A 19,708-nucleotide genomic window follows, 5' to 3' on the forward strand; every position below is an offset into this window, starting at 1 on the left:
GCTAAAGCGCGAAATATCAGTACTTAGTGGTGAAGGCGGCGTGCGCTAGCGTCGGCGGCATGACAGAACTTGACGCCAGGCTGCGTGCCGTCGCCGACCTGATCGTCGCCGAGGCGCGCGAGGGCGGCGGCAGGCACGAATACGACGGCCAGATCCAGGACCTGTCGCCCGAGGGCGTACGCACCGGGCTGGCGCGGCTCGGCGAGGGGCGCGCGCCGGACGACGAGCACGACGCCAGGCACCTGCGCGTGTTCGAGGAGAGTCTGCGCACCCAGTTCGCCGAGCTGGAGCTGCACCGCAAGAACCCGCTGATCCACCTGTCCAACCTCGACCTGGCCGGCTACGACCGCGACTACGGCTCGGCCGAGGATCGCGCGGCGGCCAAGGCGGCCCACCTCGCGCTCTGGCCCGAGGCCGTGGACCAGGCGGTCGCCTCCCTCGACCAGATGCCCGCCCCCGTCGCGAAGTCCCTGATCGGGGCGGCGAGGGGGCTGGCGGCGGGCATCGACGACGAGGCCGCGCTCAAGGCGCACGCCCGGCTGGTCGCCCACATCGAGCGGGCCGCCACCGAGGGCGACCCCGACGCGGCGCTCGGCGGCCAGGCGCTGGCCCGGCTGATGGGCACCGGCGAAGGGCTGCCGGTCGATCTCGGCAGGCTGGCCGAGCGCGCCGACGCGGAGCGGGACCGGCTGACGGCGCTGCTCACCGAGTCCTGCGCCAAGCTGGGGCAGGGCGGCAGGCCGCCCCTCGACGTCGTACGCGAGCTGGTCAAGGACCACCCCGACGCCGACGGCGTGATCGAGGCCGCGCGGATCGGCACGGAGCAGGCCATCGCGTTCACCCGCGAGAAGGACCTCGTGCCCTACCACGACGGCGAATGCCTGGTCGGGCTGGCGCCGGAGTCGCGCCGCTGGGCGATGGCCATGATGGCGTGGAACTCGCCCGGCGAGCCCGAGGGCCCGTCCTGGTACTACATCACGCCGCCCGAGCCGTCCTGGCCCGAGCAGGACCAGGCCGAGTGGCTGGAGGTCTTCAGCAGCACCACGCTGCCGGCGATCAACGTGCACGAGGTCGCCCCCGGGCACTTCTCGCACGCCAGGGCGCTGCGGCGGGCGCCGTCCGAGGTGCGCAGGCTGCTGCAGTCGATGGCGTTCATCGAGGGCTGGGCGCACTACGCCGAGGAACTGTGCGTCGAGGAGGGCTTCGCGCCGGACGACCCCCGTTTCGAGATCGGCGTGTGGGTGGAGGCGCTCATCCGGGTCACCCGGCTGGCCTGCGCGATCGGCGTGCACACCGGTCAGATGACGGTCGAGGACGGCGCCAGGCGCTTCGAGTCCGACACGCATCTCGCCGGTCCCGCGGCGCTGTCGGAGGCCAGGCGGGCCTCGTTCGACCCGACGTACGGGCGCTACACCTGGGGCAAGCTGATGATCATGGACCTGCGGGAGCGGGCGAAGACCGAGTGGGGCGCCGGGTTCAGCCTCCAGCGCTTCCACAAGGCGCTGTTCGATCTCGGCTCACCGCCCCTGGGCCTGATCGACGCGATCCTGTAGCGTCACTCGAACTGATCGGGGAAGCGCCGTCCGGCACGAGGAGGTCTGTCCGTGCGCGAGCTCTCCGGCAAGGTGGCGGTGGTGACGGGTGCGGCCAGCGGCATCGGGCGGGCGCTGGCCCTGCGGTTCGCGGCCGAGGGCATGACGCTGATGCTCGCCGACGTGGACCACGGTGGCCTCGCGGAGACGGCCGCGATGGCGGCGGACGTCGAGGTTCGTCCGGATCCGGCCGGGGATGCCGGGGCGCGCTCGGGGGCGGCCGGGGATGCCGAGGTGCGCTCGGGGGCGGCCGGGAGCGTCGAGGTGCTCACGCAGATCACCGACGTGTCCGACTCCTGGGCCGTCCGGCACCTGGCCAACCGGTGTTTCGGGGAGCTGGGCGCCGTGCACGTGCTGTGCAACAACGCCGGCGTCTTCCAGGGCGGCCACCTGTGGACGCGCGAGGAGAAGGACCTCGACTGGCTGCTCGGCGTGAACCTGTGGGGCGTGCTGCACGGCATCGACGCGTTCGTGCCGCGCATGATCGAGCAGGACGCCGAGGGCCACATCGTCAACACCGTCTCGGTGGCCGGGCTGTTCGTCGCGCCGGGGTCGGGCGCTTACTCGGTGAGCAAGTTCGCCGCCCTGGCCGCCTCCCTGGCGCTCGCCCAGGATCTTTCCGCCACCGGATCCAGGCTGCGGGTGAGCGCGCTCTGCCCGGGAGCGGTGGACACGCGCATCGGCGAGTCCGACAGGAGCCGGCCGCCGGGCCTGGTCACCACGCCGACGCCGGACGAGGTGGAGTCACGCGAGCGGATCGGCCGGGCGGCCGGGCGCGGCCTGGACCCGGCCGAGGTGGCCGACCTGGTCGTGACGGGCATCCGCGAGGAACGGTTCCTGCTGCTGACGGACCAGAAGTACGCCGCCCGCCTGCGCCTGCAGACCGAGACCCTGCTCACCGGCGACCTCCCCGACCTCAGATGAGGCGCGTCCCGTTCTTCACCGGTGGCGGTCGTGGGCCAGTACCCGTACGACGGTCCCCTTCCGCGCCTTGACCAGCAGCCGGACGGAGTCGCCCGGCAGCACGTCCTCATAGAGCCCCTGTTCCACGTGGAACGCCGTGGCCTTGGGCGAGCTGCCGTCGTGCAGGGCGATGTAGTGATCGTCGGCGTCCACCCACCGCTTGACCACGTACCCGGTGACCTCCTGCCGCCCCTGCACGGGAGGCAGCAGCTCGGCGGGCTCGATCTGACCGCCCCGCCATCCGCTCCCGGTGAAGATCCACTCCTGCCGGTGGCCGGCCGAGCCCGCCTTGGCGGCCTCCCGCCCGCGTTCGGTCAGCAGGAACCCCCGCCCGCCCATGAGCAGCCCGATCCCCGCCACCAGGGACACCATGGTCGCGATCATCCCCGGCCAGGACAGGCCGGCCGCCGCGATGGTGGCGTACCAGGGGACGACCAGCGCCGCCGCCAGCAGCAGCGGCACGATCACGCTCGGCCAGCGCCGCCGCGCCAGGCCCAGGTCGATGGCGCTGCGCCGGACGAGGGGCAGGAAGTGGCCCTCCAGGTCGGGCCCTTCCGGGATCAGGTCGATCACGGGGGCCTCGGCCGCGCCCGCCAGCCGGGCACGCACTCGTTCGACCGCCCATCTCTCGTACGGGCGCAGCGGCTCGTCCAAGGGCCCCTCGACACTCAGCCGATCGCCCTCGATCGCCGCCCAGCCGCGCCCGGCGAGCTCGTACAGGGCCGAATGGAACACGTCCTGGGGCCGCATCCCGCGTAAGAGCTCGGCCACGGGGGCGGGCGCCGGCTCCCGCTCGGCCGCCCGCCGCCGGTCCTCGCCCCGGGCGGACACCTTGAGGGCGGCGGCCAGCGTGGCCACCCACAGCGCCCATGCCGCCGCCGGCCAGACAAGATCCATTGTTCTGTGTTAGCACGTCGGCCCGAGCCAGGCCAGGTGTATCCCGAGCCAGGCCAGGTGCAAGACGCGGGGCCGATACACTGTGGTCACCGCATTTCGCCTTTGGGGGGTTCTCACGGTGTCTGAATTCGACACAGTGCTGGTGGTCGACTTCGGCGCTCAATACGCGCAGCTCATCGCCAGGCGGGTGCGCGAGTGCCACGTCTACTCGGAGATCGTGCCCTCGACCATCACGGCCGAGGAGATCATGGCCAAGAAGCCGAAGGCGATCATCCTGTCCGGCGGCCCTTCGTCGGTCTACGCCGAGGGCGCGCCGCCGGTGCCGCACGGGCTGTTCGCCACGGGCGTGCCCACGTTCGGCATCTGCTACGGCTTCCAGGCCATGGCCCAGGCGCTGGGCGGCGAGGTGGCCCGCACCGGCGTGGCCGAATACGGCGGCACCCCGCTGCAGGTGCTCGACGAGGGCGTCATCTTCGCCGGCCTGCCCACGAGCCAGACGGTCTGGATGTCCCACGGCGACAGCGTGGCCGCGGCCCCCGAGGGCTTCGCGGTGACCGCCTCGACCGGGCAGACCCCGGTCGCCGCCTTCGAGAGCGTCGAGCGCGGCCTCTACGGCGTGCAGTTCCATCCGGAGGTGCTGCACACCGAGCACGGGCAGGCGGTGCTCAAACACTTCCTGGAGGCGGCCGGCTGCCGTCCCTCGTGGACGATGCTCAACATCGTCGAAGACTCCGTCGAGGCCGTGCGCCGCCAGGTCGGCGACGGCCGCGCGATCTGCGCGCTGTCCGGCGGGGTCGACTCCGCGGTGGCCGCCGCGATCGTTCAGCGCGCCATCGGCGACCGGCTGACCTGCGTCTTCGTCGACCACGGCCTGCTGCGCAAGGGCGAGGCCGAGCAGGTCGAGCGCGACTTCGTCGCCGCCACGGGCGTCAAGCTGCGCGTCGTCGACGCCTCGGAGCGCTTCCTGAAGGCCCTGGAGGGCGTCTCCGACCCGGAGGAGAAGCGCAAGATCATCGGCCGCGAGTTCATCCGCGTCTTCGAGGACGAGCAGCGCGCCATCATGGCCGACGGCCCGGTCGACTTCCTGGTCCAGGGCACCCTCTACCCCGACGTGGTCGAGTCGGGCGGCGGCACCGGCACCGCCAACATCAAGTCACACCACAACGTCGGCGGCCTGCCTGAGGACCTCCAGTTCACCCTGGTCGAGCCGCTGCGGGCGCTGTTCAAGGACGAGGTCAGGCGGGCCGGCGAAGAGCTCGGCCTGCCGTCCGCCATGGTCTGGCGCCAGCCGTTCCCCGGTCCCGGCCTCGGCATCCGCATCGTCGGCGAGGTCACCCGCGACCGGCTGGCCCTGCTGCGCGAGGCCGACGCCATCGCCCGCGAAGAGCTGTCCAGGGCCGGCCTCGACCGGTCGATCTGGCAGTGCCCGGTGGTGCTGCTGGCCGACGTCCGGTCCGTGGGGGTTCAGGGCGACGGCCGTACGTACGGGCATCCGGTGGTGCTGCGGCCGGTCACGTCCGAGGACGCCATGACCGCCGACTGGGCACGGGTTCCCTACGACGTGCTGTCGCGGATCTCCACCCGGATCACCAACGAGGTGCGCGAGGTCAATCGGGTGGTGCTCGACGTGACCAGCAAGCCGCCGGGCACCATCGAGTGGGAGTGACCGCGTTCCTGGAGTGAGACGGGGGCCGGGGGCGGATCCCCGCTTCGGGTACGGCATGAATACAAGGGAGATCACTGGGAAGTGGGGCTACCCCTGGGCCAATGCGGACCGTGATTGGCGACCGGGACGCCCGAGGTCTCGACGGATCGTGACGGATCGGGGTGCTTGAGCGCGCGGTCCGGAGGGGGGTGACAGGCCCGCATGGCTCATGCGAGCGAAGACGGCAGGCAGCCGCTGGTGCTGCTCGTCGAGGACGATCCGCAGGATGCGTTCATCGTCGAGGAGCTGCTTGAGGACAGCGGCCTGAAGGTGCGCCTGGAGTGGGCCCGTTCGGTGGACGAGGCCCGCAGGGCGCTGGTCCGGCTGCGCCCCCAGTGCGTGCTGCTCGACCTCGGGCTACCCGACTCCCACGAGTTCTCCGCGCTGTCGGCCGTCATGGAGAAGGCCGGCGACGCGGCCGTGGTGGTGCTCACCGGCATGGCCGAGGAGCAGGCGGGGCTCGCGGCGGTGACCGCCGGCGCCCAGGACTACCTGGTCAAGGGTCGGGTCGAGGCCGAGTGGCTGGGCCGGACCTTGCGCTACGCGATGCAGCGCAAGCAGGCCGAGCAGGCCGCGGTGGCCCTGCACGCCGAGCGCATGCGCGCCAAGGAGAACGAACGCCTCGAACGCGGCCTGCTGCCGAGGCCACTGCTGCAGAGCATGCCGATCGAGGTGGCCTCCCGTTACCGTCCCAGCAGGGGCGCGGCCACGCTCGGCGGCGACTTCTTCGACGTCGTCGAGTCCGACGACAAGTCCGTGCACGCGGTGATCGGCGACGTGTGCGGCCACGGCCCCGACGAGGCGGCGGTGGGCGTCTGCCTGCGCATCGCCTGGCGGGCGCTCGTGCTCAGCGGCGTGACGGGCGCGGCCCTGCTGCGCAGGCTCGAACGCATCCTGGAGGCCGAGCGGCCGGGGTCGGAGATCTTCGTCACGATGACCACGCTCGTGCTCGACCCCGACCAGCGTACGGTCCGGATCTGGCGGGCCGGCCACCCCGGCATGCTGCTGCACCAGGACGACACCGTCTCCCTGGCCGACCCGGGGCAAAGCCCGGCGCTGGGCCTGCCGGTCGAGGTCGACTGGCACCAGGACATCCTTGAGCTGCCCAAGGGCGGCGGGCTCACCCTCTACACCGACGGGCTCTTCGAGCGCCGCCTGCCCGGCGAGCCGCCCACGTGGCTGGGCGAGGAGGGCCTGCTCGACCTCGCCGCCCGCCACGCGCACCTCGACGGCGAAGGCTTCCTCGACGCGCTGCTGGCCGACGTCGAGTCCGTCACCGCCCCCGAGGCGTCCGCCGACGACCTGGCGGTGGTGCACCTGCGCTGGAAAGACACGCCATGAGCGACGTGACAACGCCCCCGACCCCGACCCCGACCCCGACCGCGGGTACGAGCGCAGGGGGCGGTGGCACGGGCGGCGCGGGCGTGGCGCCGGACTCCGTCTGGCGGCGGCTCACCGTGCACGGCTGGTTCGTGCTGGTGATCTCGATCATCACCTTCCTCATCGTGGTCTGCGCGGTGATCGGCGGCCTGATGCTCGAGCGCACCAGCCGCCTCTCCGACCAGCTCACCGGCAAGATCTCCCCGGCCGCCATCGAGGCGGCCAAGATGCAGAAGGCCCTCATCGACCAGGAGACCGGCGTCAGGGGCTTCCTGCTGACCGGCCGCCAGGAGTTCCTGGAGCCGTACGGCGAAGGGGTGGCCGCCGAGCGGCTCAGCTACGAGCAGGTCGCCACGCTCCTCGCCGACCGGCTGGACCTGCTCGCCCAGCTCAACGCCGTCCGCGACCGCGCCGCCGTCTGGCGCAGCGAGTACGCCGAGCCCATGACGGAGGGCCGACGCGCCGACGGCGCGGTCGCCGCCGCCAGGGTGGAGGAGAGCAAGCGGGTCTTCGACGAGATCAGGGTGCTGCTCGAACGGCAGAACGCCCGGCTTGCGTCCGCCCGCGCGCAGTCCCAGGCCGATCTGGTCAGGGCCGAGCAGATCCGCAACTGGGCCTTCATGGCCATCCTCGTGGTCTTCCCGCTGGCGGCCATCGCCATGGGAGTCCTGCTGCGCCGGGCGGTCGGCAACCCGCTCACCGACCTGCGCCAGGCCAGCCGCCAGATCGCGGCCGGCGACTTCGAGCACGCGATCCCCGCACGGGGCGCCGCCGACATCCGCGAGGTCGCCGAGGACGTGGACCTGATGCGCGAGCGGATCGTCCGCGCGCTGGCGGAATCACACCGGCAGCAGGTGCAGTTGCGCGAGCAGGCCGCCGACCTCGACGTGCAGGCGGACGAGCTGCGCCGCTCGAACGCCGAGCTGGAGCAGTTCGCGTACGTGGCCTCGCACGACCTCCAGGAGCCGCTGCGCAAGGTCGCCACCTTCTGCCAGCTGCTGGAGAAGCGCTACGGCTCGGTGCTGGACGAGCGCGGCACCCAGTACATCCGCTTCGCGGTCGACGGGGCCACCCGGATGCAGGTGCTCATCAACGACCTGCTGAGCTTCTCGCGCGTGGGCAGGATGTACGACGACCGCGAGCCGGTGGAGCTGGAGGAGGCCCTGGACAAGGTCATCGACGACCTGTCGGCGCCCATCGAGGAGTCGGGCGCCCGCTTCGAACGCCCGGAAAAGCTGCCCAGCGTCGTCGGCGACCCCACGATGCTGCGTCTGCTCTGGCAGAACCTGATCAGCAACGCCATCAAGTTCCGCGACCCCGGCCGCGCGCCCGTGATCAGGATCGGCTGCGCGCCGGCGGGCGAGGAGGGCTGGGAGTTCTCGGTGGCCGACAACGGCATCGGCGTCGAGCCGGAGTTCGCCGACAAGATCTTCATCATCTTCCAGCGCCTGCACAGCCGCGACACCTACACCGGCACCGGCATCGGCCTGGCGATGTGCAAGAAGATCGTGGAGAACCACGGGGGCCGGATCTGGCTGGACACCGGCTACAAGGGCGGCGCCTGCCTGCGCTTCACCCTGCCCGCCGAAGTCCCCGCCGAAGTCCCTGCCGAAGTCCCTGCCGAAGTTTCTGCCGAGACGCCGGCCGAAGCCCCCGCCGAAGTGCCCGCCGAGCGTGAGGGAGCCGGCTGATGACGAACGGGAAACCCATCGAAGTGCTGCTCGTCGAGGACGATCCGGGCGACGAGCTCATCACCCGCGAGGCGTTCGAGGACAACAAGATCCGCAACAATCTGCACGTCGTCAGGGACGGCCTGGAGGCGCTCGACTTCGTCTACCGGCGAGGCGCGCACGAGGGCGCACCCCGCCCCGACCTCATCCTGCTCGACCTGAACCTGCCGAAGTACGACGGCCGCCAGGTGCTGGAGCAGATCAAGGGCGACCCCGCGCTGCGCTCGATCCCCGTCGTCGTCCTGACGACCTCCTCGGCCGAGGAGGACATCCTGCGCAGCTACGAGCTGTTCGCGAACGCGTATGTGAGCAAGCCCGTCGACCTCGACCGCTTCATGGCCGTGATCCGCCAGATCGACGACTTCTTCGTCACGGTCGTCCGCCTCCCCGGCCGCGCCCCCTCCCTGGGCGACGACGGCCGCCGCTAGACCTCCGCGCCCGGCTGCGGCGCCGCCTGGACCCGCTCCGCCTCGGGCCCGGACACCGGCACCGACCCCGCCCGCTCCGCGTCCGGCGGAGGGGCGATGTGCGGCCGCGTCATAGACCGTCTCAGCCGGCGGCGCCTGAACGGCCAGGTCACCAGCCGGACCAGCAGCCGCACCACGCTTCCCACCAGCAGCGGCACGAGCAGCACCCCGACCAGGATGGGCGCGGCCATGTACCTGAAGTCCTGCGCCGAGATGTTGGCCAGCACCACGACCTGCTGCGCGGCCACGCCCGCCACCACCATGAGGACGTACCGGCCGCGCAGTGCCCACGCCGCCAGCCCCGCCGCCAGGTACGACAGGTACGCCCACGACGCCCCCCGCCACAGCACCCAGTCCCATTCGGGGGCCAGCGCACGGTCCAGCCAGGGCTCGGCCACCCGGTTCAGCTCCATCGACAGCGGCCGCAGCGAGAACACCCACCGCTCGGGGAAATCGCTCACCTCGTGCGGCCCGACGTAGGTGTCGGCGTTCGGCCGCCGCGACAGCCGGTACGTCATCCCGCCGGTCGTCAGCTCGTCCTGCACCGGCCGCCAGGCGATCGCGCCGCGGCACAGCCGGGTCCGCACCACTGTGGCGGGCTCGGTGACCAGCAGCCGCCGCCACAGCTCCAGCAGCTCGGTGGCGTGCATGTCGGCCTGCCACCAGCTGAAGTCCTTGCGCCAGATGAGCGGGTTGATGGTGGCGCAGGCGCCGCCCTCCCACCAGCGTTCCAGCGGCGCCACGGAGGTGAGCAGGGAGATGTCGGCGGGGGTGAACCATTTCGGATTCTCCCGGTACGCGACCGCGATGTCACCGAAGGCGGTGTGGTACACGTACGTCCGCGACGGCGGCACGATCCCGTACTGCGGAAAGACGAGGTTGTTGAGCAGCAGCGGGATCGCGGCGGCGAAGGCGCCGGCCAGCAGCAGCCGCACCCGCATGGTGCGCACGATCAGCACCATCACCGGCACGGCCACCGCCACGACGAGGAAGCCGTTCGCGCGGAAGAGCCCGAGCAGCACGAACAGCACCAACAGCCAGATGAGCGCGGGCACGGTGACGGCCCGCCTGGCGGCGACGCGCGCGCACGCGCCCGCGATCAGCACGGCGCAGATCGTGAACGGCACGTCCTTCCACAGCGTCACCGTGAACGCGCCCACCGGCGGCGCCAGCGGCATGAGCATGGCGACGACGGTCGTCGCCACGCGCGGCGCGCCCAAGCGCACGAGTGACCTGGCCAGGTACGTCAGCGCCCCCGCCATGGCCGTCGTCTGCGCGAACGTCACGGCCCCGAGGTCACCGGTGCCGGTGAAGCTCAGCCACACCAGCCCGTCATAGAGCACCGAGTGATCGCTCACCCATGGCCCGACCAGGGTGTGGCTGAGATAGAGGACCGAGTCGCGGCTGAACAGGCCGGGGTAGAGCGCCGCCCACCAGCATCCGAGCACCGCCTGGACGACCAGGAAGGTCGCCATCGCGGTCCACGGCCGGCGCCGGGTGTCACTCCCCATGGTTCCCATCCTGAGCTGGGGGAGAGGTGTTAGAAGTAGGTCTCTCCTGGCGTCGGGCCCTTGCCGCGCAGCAGCGTGGGCACCGTGACGAGGTGGTAGCCGCGCTTCTTCAGCTCCTTGAGGATCTGCGGCATGGCCTTCACCGTCTGCGGGACGGTGTCGTGCATGAGGATCACGCCGTCGCGCTTGGCCAGCCTGAGCACTGCCGCCTTGATCTTCTTGGCGTCACGCAGGCTCCAGTCGAGCGTGGTTCCCGTCCAGAGGATCTCCGCCAGCTCGGTCTGTGACGCCGCCCAGAGCACGCGCTCGTCGGTGTGACCGAACGGCGGCCGGAACATCTTCGGCCGCACGCCCGTGGCCTTCTGGATCACTTCCTGGTTGACCTTGATCGCTTCCAGGATCTCGTTGTCGGAGTGGGCCGGCAGCGAGAAGTGGGCGTAGGTGTGGTTGCCGATCGCGTGCCCGCGCGCGACGATCTGCCGCGCGACCTTCGGCCGCTCCTCCACCCGCTTGCCGACCAGGAAGAACGTGGCCTTGGCGCCCGCCGCCGACAACGTGTTGAGCAGGGCGGGGGTGTGGGCCCCCGGCCCGTCGTCGAAGGTCAGGGCCAGGCACTTGACCCGGCCGCAGTCGACGGGGGCCTGAGCGGGCACGGAGGTCAGGGCTAAGGAAGCCGCGAGGAGGGCATGAATCACCACAGCAGACAGCCTAAAGCCAACGGAACCCGCCGGAGTTACGCCGGATGTCTCGTTCTGGCCCCATCGCCGACGCGATGTTCAGCGGCCCCGCCGCGCCCGCAGGAAGAGCGAGACTCCCTTGAGCGACTTGACCGGCAGATAGCGCTCGGCGCGGATGATCACCGACAGGCCGGCGTTGACGATCAGCGGCATCCGGCCCAGGTCGCTGCCGGTCGAGCGGCGGCGGTGCCGGGCCACGAGCGGGCGCAGGAGCACGTTCCAGCTCCAGACGCGATCGACGGTCAGCCCCGCCCCCTCGACGACGACCGTGAGCGAGTCGCGGCCGTAGCGGCGCACGTGGCCGACCGCGTCGTCATGGGCCGACCACAGCGCCATGTCGCACGGCACCGCGATCAGCGCGTGCCCGCCCGGCGCCAGCACCCGGGCGATCTCGGCGGCGGCCAGGTCGTCCTCGTGGATGTGCTCCAGCACGTCGAACGCCGTCACCAGGTCCACGCTCCTGGACTCGAACGGCAGCGCCCGCGCGTCCGCCAGGACCGCCTTGAGCCCGCGCCGCCTGGCCGTCTCCACCGCCGCCTCGCAACTGTCCGTCGCCGTCGCGTCCCAGCCCGCCTCCACCAGCACCCTGGTGTTCCCGCCGCCCGCGGCGCCGATGTCCAGCGCCCGCCCTGGCCGGCCGAGCCTGGCCATTCTGCGCAGTTCGCGGCGCAGCACGGCCCGGCGCTCCCGATACCACCAGTGGCCGTCCTCCAGCGCGATCAGCCGGCGGATCTCAGAGGTTTCCATGCGTCATTTCCTTGTACGGGAGAGGCGGAGCAGCGTGAACAGGCCGTATGTGGCCGTGGAGAAGAACGCCAGCGCGCTGAACCGGGGCGCGGCGCGCGGCCCGAACGTCCACCGGCGATTGGCTTCGACGTTGACGATTCCGGCCAGGACGAGCGCGCAGAGATTCGCCGACGCGGGCGACCAGGATTCGCGCAGGAGCAGATAGGCCAGCGCATAGAGAATGACGGAGAAAGTGCCGATGGCGGCGAACGACGTCAATTTCGCCACCGCCGCCATCGTCGCCGCCCGCGGCCCGGGCGGCACCGCGTCGGGATGCTCGGGCTCGGGCTCCGGCCTGGCCACCTCGACCTCCGCCCGCCCCAGCGCCATCGACCAGGCCATCCTGGCCAGGCCCTTGAGATCGTCCACGGCCGTCCTGACCACGTGGACGCGGGAGTCGGCGTCCTCGATCCAGTCCACCGGCACCTCGTGCACGCGTAGCCCGTTGTGCTCGGCCAGCAGGAGCAGCTCGGTGTCGAAGAACCAGGAGTCGTCCTCGATCTTGCCCATCAGCGGCCTGGCCACGTCGGCCCTGACCGCCTTGAAACCGCACTGGGCGTCGCTGAAGCGCACCCCGAAGCCGTACTTGAGCAGCGCGTTGTAGCCCCGCGACACCACCTCGCGGCGCAGCGAGCGGCGGATGCGCGCGCCGTGCGCCAGCCGGGTGCCGACGGCGAGCTCGGAGTGCCCGCTGGCCACCGAGGCGACCAGCGGGAACAGGGCGTCGAGCCCGGTGGACAGATCCACGTCCATGTACGCCACGACGTCGGCCGGGCTGTCCTGCCAGGCCGCCCGCAGCGCGGCGCCCCGGCCCCTGACGTCCAGGCGGCGCGCGTGCACGTTCTCCAGCTCACCCGCCAGGGATCTGGCCAGCGGCCAGGTGGCGTCGGTGCTGCCGTTGTCCACGATCGTGACGCGCCACGGCAGCGGGAAACCGCCGTCGAGATAGCGGGTCAGCGTACGGACGCAGCCGGGCAGGGCGCGTTCCTCGTTGAGCACGGGGATGACGATGTCGACGCTCGCCACCCGGGCCGCCGGGTCGAGAATCGCCGGACTCGGCTCCACGATGGCACGCGTGTCCATGGACTCCCCTGATCTCTCGTGGCCCTTCGATCCACGGGTATGGTGCTGGGGCGTCCGGCGGGGCGCGGGTGGTTTCCCCGGCCCATTCCGCGAACGGGAGGATCTTTTTACTTTCTCAGGGGATTTGATAGATGGAGCAGCACGCATTGCGAAACCGCAATCGGGCGAATTCCTGCGGACGCGGATTCATCCCGGTGAAAAGCCACGTGACGCCATATCGGTCGGCGAGCTGTCGCACGTTCTGCGCGGTGGGCGCGCGGAAGACCGCGTCGTTCGCCGCCAGCCGCGCCTGATCCGCGAACGGCACCGCGAGGTACGAGCCCGCGGACAGCCCGGCCCGTGACAGCGTGCTCTCCGCGTACGCCCAGCCCTCGACCAGCACCCGCCGTTCGCTGAACCCCGACACCCAGAAGTGCCTGCTGTCGCACACCCGCCAGCCGTCGTGGAGGCAGTGCAGGTCGGTGGCCACCACGTCGCCGGGCGCGGAGTGCTCACGCAGCCACCGCCCCGCCGCCCGCGCACCCGGCGGGATCAGCCGCTCCCGCTTCTCGCCGTCCGGCACGATGTGCCCGGCCACCTCCCGTAGGGAGGTCGGCACGGCGTACCCCGCCAGCACCGCGATCACCGCCAGCACGTGCCCGCGCCGCCACACCAGCAGCGCCGCCACCGCCAGCACCGCGTACGGCACCACGACCAGCCCCAGCCGTCCACCGGGAAAACCGTCCGGCGCCTGCGCTGTCAGCAGACCGGCCACCAGCGCCACGACCGCTCCCGCCGCCGCCAGGCAGACGAGCCGGATCCACGGCAGGCGCGGCGCCGCCAGCACCCCGCACACGGCGGCGATCGACAGGTAGGGACGGGCCGCCTCCAGGAAGTACAGCTGTGACTCGGCCGGGTGACCGAGCAGCACGGCCGCGCCGATCCCGGCCGCACCGACACCGAGCACCAGCAGCAGGCCCGGCTCCAGCACCCGCCGCCCCAGCCCCGCCACCCCAGCCCACACACAGGCCAGACAGAACAGATGCACCCCGGTCAGCACAGCAAGCCACAGAACCGGCGCCGCCGCAGACGCGGCCGGCTCCGTCGGGGGCTCGGCCAGCGCCACAAGCCGCGCCCACAGCCCCCGCATCGTCGCGAACGGCGACACCACCGTGCCCTGCGCCCCCTGCCTGAACAGCACGAACTGGGCGAACAGCAGGCAGAGGAGCGTCCACACCGCCGCCCCCGCCCACGGCCCCCGCCGCCACCGCCCCGCCAACCCCCGCACGACCCGGCCCAGTCCGCCACCCGCACGCCTGGCCGCCCACCGACCTCCGCCCGAACGCCCCGCACCCCTACCGCCTCCGGCCCGCCCGGCGCCCCTGCCGTCTCGCGCACGTACAGGCACCGCCCGCACCGCCAGGACGAGCAGCAGGGCCGCCAGCAGCATCGGCAGGTAGGTGGCCTTGGCGCCGGCCAGGACGGGGAGCAGCACCGCCAGCGCCGCCCACCGCCGGCCGAACTCGCCGACCAGCAGCAGCACCACGGCCGCGAACAGCAGCGCGCCGAACGTCTGCGTCGGGCTGGCCCAGACGGTGAACATCGAGCGCGTGGGGAAGCTCACGTCCTCCACCAGCTCGGGCCCGAACAGGAAGTAGGCCACCCCGGCCGCCGCGGCCCCGGCGCCCCACCGCCCGCCCAGCCGCCGCCCGATCGCCGCCACCAGCACGACCGTCGCCGCCGCCATCGGCAGCGTGGACAGCCGGTAGACCAGCGTCACCGGCTCGATCCCGGTCACCCAGCTGGTGGCGGCCATCTCGGCGTGGACGAACCAGTGATAGGACAGCCCTTCGCCCAGCACGGACGGCATGGTGAGCGGGAGGTGATGCTTGGCCTCGCCGACCAGGGCCAGGTGATACGGCATGTCCACATACGCGGCCGTCACCGGGACCCGGTACAGGAACAACGCGCTCCACCCGACCAGGTAGGCCACGATCCCCGCCAGCGCCCACGCACACCACCCCGGCACCCGCTCCCGCGCCCCGCGCCCGCCCCCCGGACCACGCCGCCTCCCGGGGAACGGCCGAGACGAGTGCCGCCTGGACGTGGACGGCTCGGACGTGTGCCGTCCGGACGAAGGCGGCTCCGACGGGGGCCGTGCGGGTGGGAAGGCTCCGGTCGAGTGCCGTCCAGTCGAGTGGCGGGCCCACCAGTGCCGCCGCAGCCGGGGCACGCAGGTGAACGCGCACAGGACGGCGACCGGCGCGCCCAGCACGAGCAGCGGCATCCCCACCGCCCTGGCCGGGATGTAGGCCAGCACCTCGACCGCGTACCCCAATGCCAGCCCCGCCGCCGGCTCCTCGGCCAGGGACCGGCCGCCCCCGGTCAGCGCCCGCCACAGCAACGTGCCGGGAAGCAGCACCCCCGCCCCCAGATAGGCGGCGAAGAACGCCAGGTCGCGCGCGGAGACCCCGCACCACAGGAACACGGCCAGCGCCCCAAAGCACGCGAGGAGGGCCGGCGTCCATCCCGAACGGAACCCGCGAAAGCGCGCGAAAGCCGCCGGCGCCCGATCCCGGGAGCGCACGAGAGAGCCCGGCACCGTCCCCGGGTCCTCGGGACGCGGGGGAGCACCCCGTCGGAAGCTCAGGAGAGCGCCCGGCGCCCGGACCAGGCCCAGAGAACGCAAGAGACCGCGCCCCCGCAAGCGCAGCAGCGCGGCCGACGGCCACCCCCGGCGGGGGGCGCGCCCGCGGGCCAGGTGGACGAGCCGGCGCCGGGGTGGAGCCGGTGTCATCTGATCACGGTCACCAGACGCGTGAACTCGGCCGGCAGGTCGACACCGTCCCACACCCGGTGGAAGCTCAGCGCGCTGCCCACCGGCACCATGCGGTCGACCCCGCGCCCGGCCAGCCCCATGGCCAGCTCCTCCAGCTCGGCCTGGCCGAACCCGAAGTGGGTCATCGTCTGGTCACGCCGTTCGACCAGCTCCGCCAGCTCGCCCAGGCTCTCCAGCCTGGCGTACGCGAACGTGCCCGCGCCCAGCCACCGGCGCGGCGCCGCGGCGGCGGCCGACAGGCAGACGCACGCCAGCGCGTTGCCCCGGAACTCCACCCCCTCGGCCAGCCCGTCGGCGGCCAGCCCGTAGGTGGAGACCCGCTTCTCCACGGCCATGGCCGCGTCGACGCCCCACCCGCGTACGGTCACCACCCGCGAGACGTGGTCGGTGAAGTCGGCCCGCGCCGTGTCGCAGTCGCCCTGCGCCCCCACCCAGAACACGGTCCTAGGTGACGAGCAGGCGGCCTGGTCGAACCAGTAGGTGTCGTTGACGAATCCCTCGGCGACCGTCACCCGCGCCGCCCTCGGGGCGCACAGCCACGCCGCCGCCCGGATCACGGCGAAGGAGGAGCGGTCGGGGAAGGTGAGGTCGCGGGCGTGGGGGGCCAGGGCGTGGCGGCGGAGCTCGCTCACGCTGTGGTCGCCGCCCCACACCACCCGCAGGTCGCAGGCGGCCGACAGCGCGGCCGTGACGGCGTCGGAGCGGCCGTAGGAGATGACGCGCTGCGTGGCCGCGACGGCGGGGTCGGCGTCGGCCAGCGACTCGTGCAGCGTCTCCAGGATCGTCTCGGCGACCACGCCGGAACGGGGTGACAGCCGCACGACGTTGCGGTTGCCCATCAGCGCCGACAGGGCCCACGAGTAGACGAAGACCGTGTCGACGTTGGCCGGCGGGACGTGGAAGATCAGGCCGCGCGGTACGCGTACGTGCTGGCTGCCCAGGCCCTCGACCGTGCGGGCCAGCTCGCTCGGCCGCAGGAAGAAGCCCAGCGAGCCCAGCTCGGGATGGCGCCGCGCGAGCGCGGGCCGCAGCAGCCGCCGGCCGAAGGCCGCGAGGAACCCCCTGACCCGCTCGTCACCCACCCGCAGGCTGCCGTCGAGCCCGGCGAGCAGATCGGCGACGGGCACCGTGCCGGCGGCGGGGAACCTGACGTCCACCACGGGGACGTCGAGTGTGGTGCTGTTGTCCGGCATCAGCCCTGCCCAAGGGTGTCGCTGCAGCCGCGTGCCTCGGCCCGCGGCAGCCGGCCGAGCACCTCGAAGCGTTTGCCGGGCCAGCTCCCGTCGTCGACCCCGCGCACCACGCCCATGTCCTCGGTCAGCAGCACGTGACCCGGATAGGACGTGGGCAGCGTGCTGACCACCTCGATCAGTCCGGGCACTCCGTCGGCCGCCTCCTGCCAGGTCTCGGGGTCGCGGATGACCACGTCGGCGAAGTCGGGGCAGTAGAGCCCGTCGCCGTCGGGGCCTTCGAGGAAGACGGTGCCGATCTGCTCGACCATGCCGTAGAAGTTGTGCACCCTGCTCAGCCCGCACTCGGCCGCCAGCCGCCGCCGGAACTCGGCGTTGCCGACCGCCTGCTCGGCCAGCCGCTTCCAGCCGCCCGAGTGGATGAGCACCCCCTGTGACAGGTCGCACCCCAGGCCGAGCAGGTGGAGCCAGACCATGTAGGTGAAGCCGAAGATCAGGAACGGCTCGCCGCCGTGACGCCGCATGAAGGACGTGACCGCCTCGGCGTCCACCCGGCCCTGCTCGTCGAGCACGAACGTGTGGTCGCGGCCGAAGTTCATCATGCCGAGCACGCCCGCGCCCCTGGCGCTCAACGTGGGGTCGCGCACCACGGAACGGGTGTCGACGATCAGCATCGGCAGCCGCCGCTCACCCAGCACGGCCCGCACGGTCGCGGCCAGCATGCGGGTCTGCGCGGCGGCGGCCTCCTTGTCGAGGTAGATGCGGCTGGGCCGCTGGCCGGTGGTGCCGCTGGAGGTCAGCACCCGGAACACCTGGTCCTCGGGCACGCTGCGCAGCTCGTGGGTCTTGAACAGCCGCACCGGCAGCCACGGCAGGTCGGCCACCCGCTCGTAGGGGGGTGCCGAGCCGATCGCGTCGAGGATGCGGCGGTAGGGCGGGCACGCCTCGCGGTGCCGCTCGGTCAGCTCCGCCAGCCGGGGCAGCAGCGCGGCGTCCCGCTCGGGACCGGCCAGGGTGAACACGCTCATCGCGCGGGACGCCCGCTCATGCGAGTGACTCCAGGGTGCGGTAGTCGATCTTGCCGGACGCCAGCAGCGGCAGCCGGTCGATGTGGTTGACCTCGAACCCGCTCCAGTGCAGCCGCAGCTCGGCGGCCAGCCGCCGGGCCATGAGCACGCGCGCGGGCGGGTCGAGCGTCTCGGTCCAGATGGTCACCCGGTCGTCGCCGGCGGTGACCGCCACCGGGCCCGAGCCGCGCAGCATGCGCTCGACGTCGTCGAGGTTGACCCGGATGCCGAAGATCTTGGCCATCCGCTTGAGCCGGCCGGTGATGTGCAGGAACCCGTCGGGGTCGACCCGCCCCAGGTCGCCCGTGCGCAGCACCCCGCCCAGGTCGTCGCCCCTGGCCAGGTCGTCGGCGGTGTCGGCGTAGCCCATCATGACGTTGGGCCCGTGGTAGAGGATCTCGCCGTCGTCGTCGGCCTCCAGCCGCCCGCCGGGCAGCGCGAGCCCGGCCGAGCCGAGCTTGTCGGCCAGCCGCTCGGGCGGCAGGACGGCCATGCGGGCGGTGGCCTCGGTCTGGCCGTACATCACGTAGAAGCGGTCGACCTGGCCGGCGAACTCCCTGATCAGCTCGGGGGCGAGCCGCCCGCCGGCCTGGGTGAGCGTGGTGAGGGCGGGATAGCGCTCGCGGTCGAAGCGCATCCGGCGCATCATCGTGTACTGGTAGGGGACCGCGGCCAGCGACGTGCAGCCGTGGGCGGAGAAGTCGGCCCAGAACGAGCGCTCCAGCAGCCCCGCCTCCGTCAGCACCACGGTCGCGCCGGAGATGAGGTGGCTGTTGAGCACCGACAGCCCGTAGCTGTAGTGCAGCGGCAGGCTCGTGGGCGAGATCACGTCGGGCCCGATGGACAGCGTCGAGGCGATGGCGGCGGCGTTGGCCAGGACCGCCTGGCGGGACAGGCGGACGAGCCTCGGGTTGCCGGTCGAGCCCGAGGTGGCCAGGAGCAGGCCCAGGTCGGGATGGGGCTCGGGCAGGTCGCCGCGCGGCGGCGGCGGGCCGTCGAGCGGGTTGGTGAACCCGAGCAGCGCGGCCGGCCTGAACCGCTCGGCCAGGTCGGCCAGGGTGGCGGTGGGCAGGTCGGGGTCGAGCAGCGCGATCGGCCGGCCGGAGTGCCAGGCGCCGAGATAGCAGAAGACCGAGGCCAGGGTGTTGCGCATGGCGCAGAACAGCGGCCCTGGCCGCAGCCCGTCGAGGTTTTCCGCCGAGCGCTTGACGTAGCGGGCCAGGTCGTCGCCCTCCAGGCCCTTCGCGTCTCCCGCGGCGATGAGCCGGGCGCGCGGGTGGGGGAACATCATGGCACCAGCCCGCCGTCCACGCCGAGCACCTGGCCGGCGATGAAGGCGGCGGCCGGCGAGACCAGGAACGCCACGGCGCCGGCGACGTCGCCCGGGCTGCCGAGTCGGCCGAGCGGCGTGGCCGCGACGACCCCGGCCCGGCCTTCGTCGTCGAGCGTGGCGAGCAGGCCGGTCTCGATGTAGCCGGGGGCGACGGCGTTGACCCTGACCCCGCTGGGGCCGAGCTCCTTGGCGGCGGCCAGGGTGAGGCCGAGCAGCGCGGCCTTGCTCGCCGAGTAGACCGCCTGGCCGGGGCCGCCCGCGCGGCCCATCACCGAGGAGACCAGCACCACGGCGGGAGCCTCACCCCGGCGCAGCAGCTTCAGCGCGGCCTGCAACGTGTGGACGGCGCCGACGGCGTTGACCTCGAACAGGTGGCTGATCGTGTCGCGGCTCGTGAGGCCGAGCAGGCCGCCGGCGTGCACGCCGGCGTTGACCACGAGGGTGTCGAG

16 protein-coding genes are annotated in these 19,708 nt (G+C 72.5%); 6 read left to right on the plus strand and 10 right to left on the minus strand.

Annotation, left to right across the window (positions count from 1 at the left end; genetic code table 11):
- Nucleotides 1-59: 59 nt before the first annotated feature.
- Entirely contained in the window at nt 60-1,553 is a 1,494-nt protein-coding gene (locus ABFX54_RS31045) for a DUF885 family protein (protein WP_346110114.1), read from the plus strand.
- Between the two features lie 51 nt (nt 1,554-1,604).
- On the plus strand, nt 1,605-2,516 hold the full coding sequence (locus ABFX54_RS31050) for an SDR family NAD(P)-dependent oxidoreductase (protein ID WP_346110115.1): 912 nt from the start codon (nt 1,605-1,607) through the stop codon (nt 2,514-2,516).
- A gap of 15 nt (nt 2,517-2,531) precedes the next feature.
- Here the strand turns inward: ABFX54_RS31050 and ABFX54_RS31055 are convergent, their stop codons facing one another.
- Nucleotides 2,532-3,452: a DUF2207 domain-containing protein gene (locus tag ABFX54_RS31055; RefSeq protein WP_346110116.1), complete on the minus strand. Its 921-nt coding sequence runs from the start codon at nt 3,450-3,452 to the stop codon at nt 2,532-2,534.
- Nucleotides 3,453-3,570: 118 nt separating this feature from the next.
- Here ABFX54_RS31055 and guaA point away from each other — a divergent pair, with 118 nt between their 5' ends.
- The 4 genes from guaA (at nt 3,571) to ABFX54_RS31075 (ending at nt 8,695) form a co-directional block, all read left to right on the plus strand.
- A complete protein-coding gene (gene guaA / locus ABFX54_RS31060; protein ID WP_346110117.1) occupies nt 3,571-5,118 on the plus strand; it encodes a glutamine-hydrolyzing GMP synthase in 1,548 nt (515 codons plus the stop codon).
- Between the two features lie 201 nt (nt 5,119-5,319).
- Entirely contained in the window at nt 5,320-6,498 is a 1,179-nt protein-coding gene (locus ABFX54_RS31065) for a PP2C family protein-serine/threonine phosphatase (protein ID WP_346110118.1), read from the plus strand.
- A complete protein-coding gene (locus ABFX54_RS31070) occupies nt 6,495-8,228 on the plus strand; it encodes a sensor histidine kinase (protein WP_346110119.1) in 1,734 nt (577 codons plus the stop codon). The genes ABFX54_RS31065 and ABFX54_RS31070 overlap by 4 nt, the downstream gene beginning before the upstream one ends.
- Nucleotides 8,228-8,695: a response regulator gene (locus ABFX54_RS31075; protein WP_346110120.1), complete on the plus strand. Its 468-nt coding sequence runs from the start codon at nt 8,228-8,230 to the stop codon at nt 8,693-8,695. Before ABFX54_RS31070 ends, ABFX54_RS31075 begins: the two co-directional genes overlap by 1 nt.
- Here ABFX54_RS31075 and ABFX54_RS31080 read toward each other — a convergent pair.
- From ABFX54_RS31080 to ABFX54_RS31120, 9 genes are all read right to left on the minus strand, one after another.
- A complete protein-coding gene (locus ABFX54_RS31080; protein WP_346110121.1) occupies nt 8,692-10,245 on the minus strand; it encodes a hypothetical protein in 1,554 nt (517 codons plus the stop codon). The genes ABFX54_RS31075 and ABFX54_RS31080 overlap by 4 nt on opposite strands.
- 29 nt (nt 10,246-10,274) lie before the next feature.
- Entirely contained in the window at nt 10,275-10,898 is a 624-nt protein-coding gene (locus tag ABFX54_RS31085; protein WP_346110122.1) for a polysaccharide deacetylase family protein, read from the minus strand.
- A 123-nt stretch (nt 10,899-11,021) separates the two neighbouring features.
- Nucleotides 11,022-11,729 carry a class I SAM-dependent methyltransferase gene (locus ABFX54_RS31090; protein ID WP_346110123.1) on the minus strand — a complete coding sequence of 236 codons (708 nt, stop codon included), beginning with the start codon at nt 11,727-11,729 and terminating at the stop codon, nt 11,022-11,024.
- Between the two features lie 3 nt (nt 11,730-11,732).
- Nucleotides 11,733-12,851: a glycosyltransferase gene (locus ABFX54_RS31095; protein ID WP_346110124.1), complete on the minus strand. Its 1,119-nt coding sequence runs from the start codon at nt 12,849-12,851 to the stop codon at nt 11,733-11,735.
- A gap of 115 nt (nt 12,852-12,966) precedes the next feature.
- Nucleotides 12,967-15,318, minus strand: coding sequence for a hypothetical protein (locus ABFX54_RS31100; RefSeq protein ID WP_346110125.1), 2,352 nt, complete (start codon nt 15,316-15,318; stop codon nt 12,967-12,969).
- A gap of 305 nt (nt 15,319-15,623) precedes the next feature.
- Nucleotides 15,624-16,862, minus strand: coding sequence for an acyl-CoA reductase (locus ABFX54_RS31105; RefSeq protein WP_346110126.1), 1,239 nt, complete (start codon nt 16,860-16,862; stop codon nt 15,624-15,626).
- Nucleotides 16,862-17,887 (minus strand): LuxE/PaaK family acyltransferase, encoded by a 1,026-nt coding sequence (locus ABFX54_RS31110; RefSeq protein ID WP_346110127.1) that lies wholly within the window; start codon nt 17,885-17,887, stop codon nt 16,862-16,864. Before ABFX54_RS31110 ends, ABFX54_RS31105 begins: the two co-directional genes overlap by 1 nt.
- Before the next feature lie 16 nt (nt 17,888-17,903).
- Nucleotides 17,904-19,217, minus strand: coding sequence for an AMP-binding protein (locus tag ABFX54_RS31115; protein ID WP_346110128.1), 1,314 nt, complete (start codon nt 19,215-19,217; stop codon nt 17,904-17,906).
- A partial coding sequence (locus ABFX54_RS31120; RefSeq protein ID WP_346110129.1) for an SDR family NAD(P)-dependent oxidoreductase occupies nt 19,214-19,708 on the minus strand: 495 nt, incomplete at its 5' end. The genes ABFX54_RS31120 and ABFX54_RS31115, both read right to left, overlap by 4 nt.

Origin of the sequence: Nonomuraea maheshkhaliensis (assembly GCF_039529435.1) — a bacterium.
Lineage (GTDB): Bacteria > Actinomycetota > Actinomycetes > Streptosporangiales > Streptosporangiaceae > Nonomuraea > Nonomuraea maheshkhaliensis.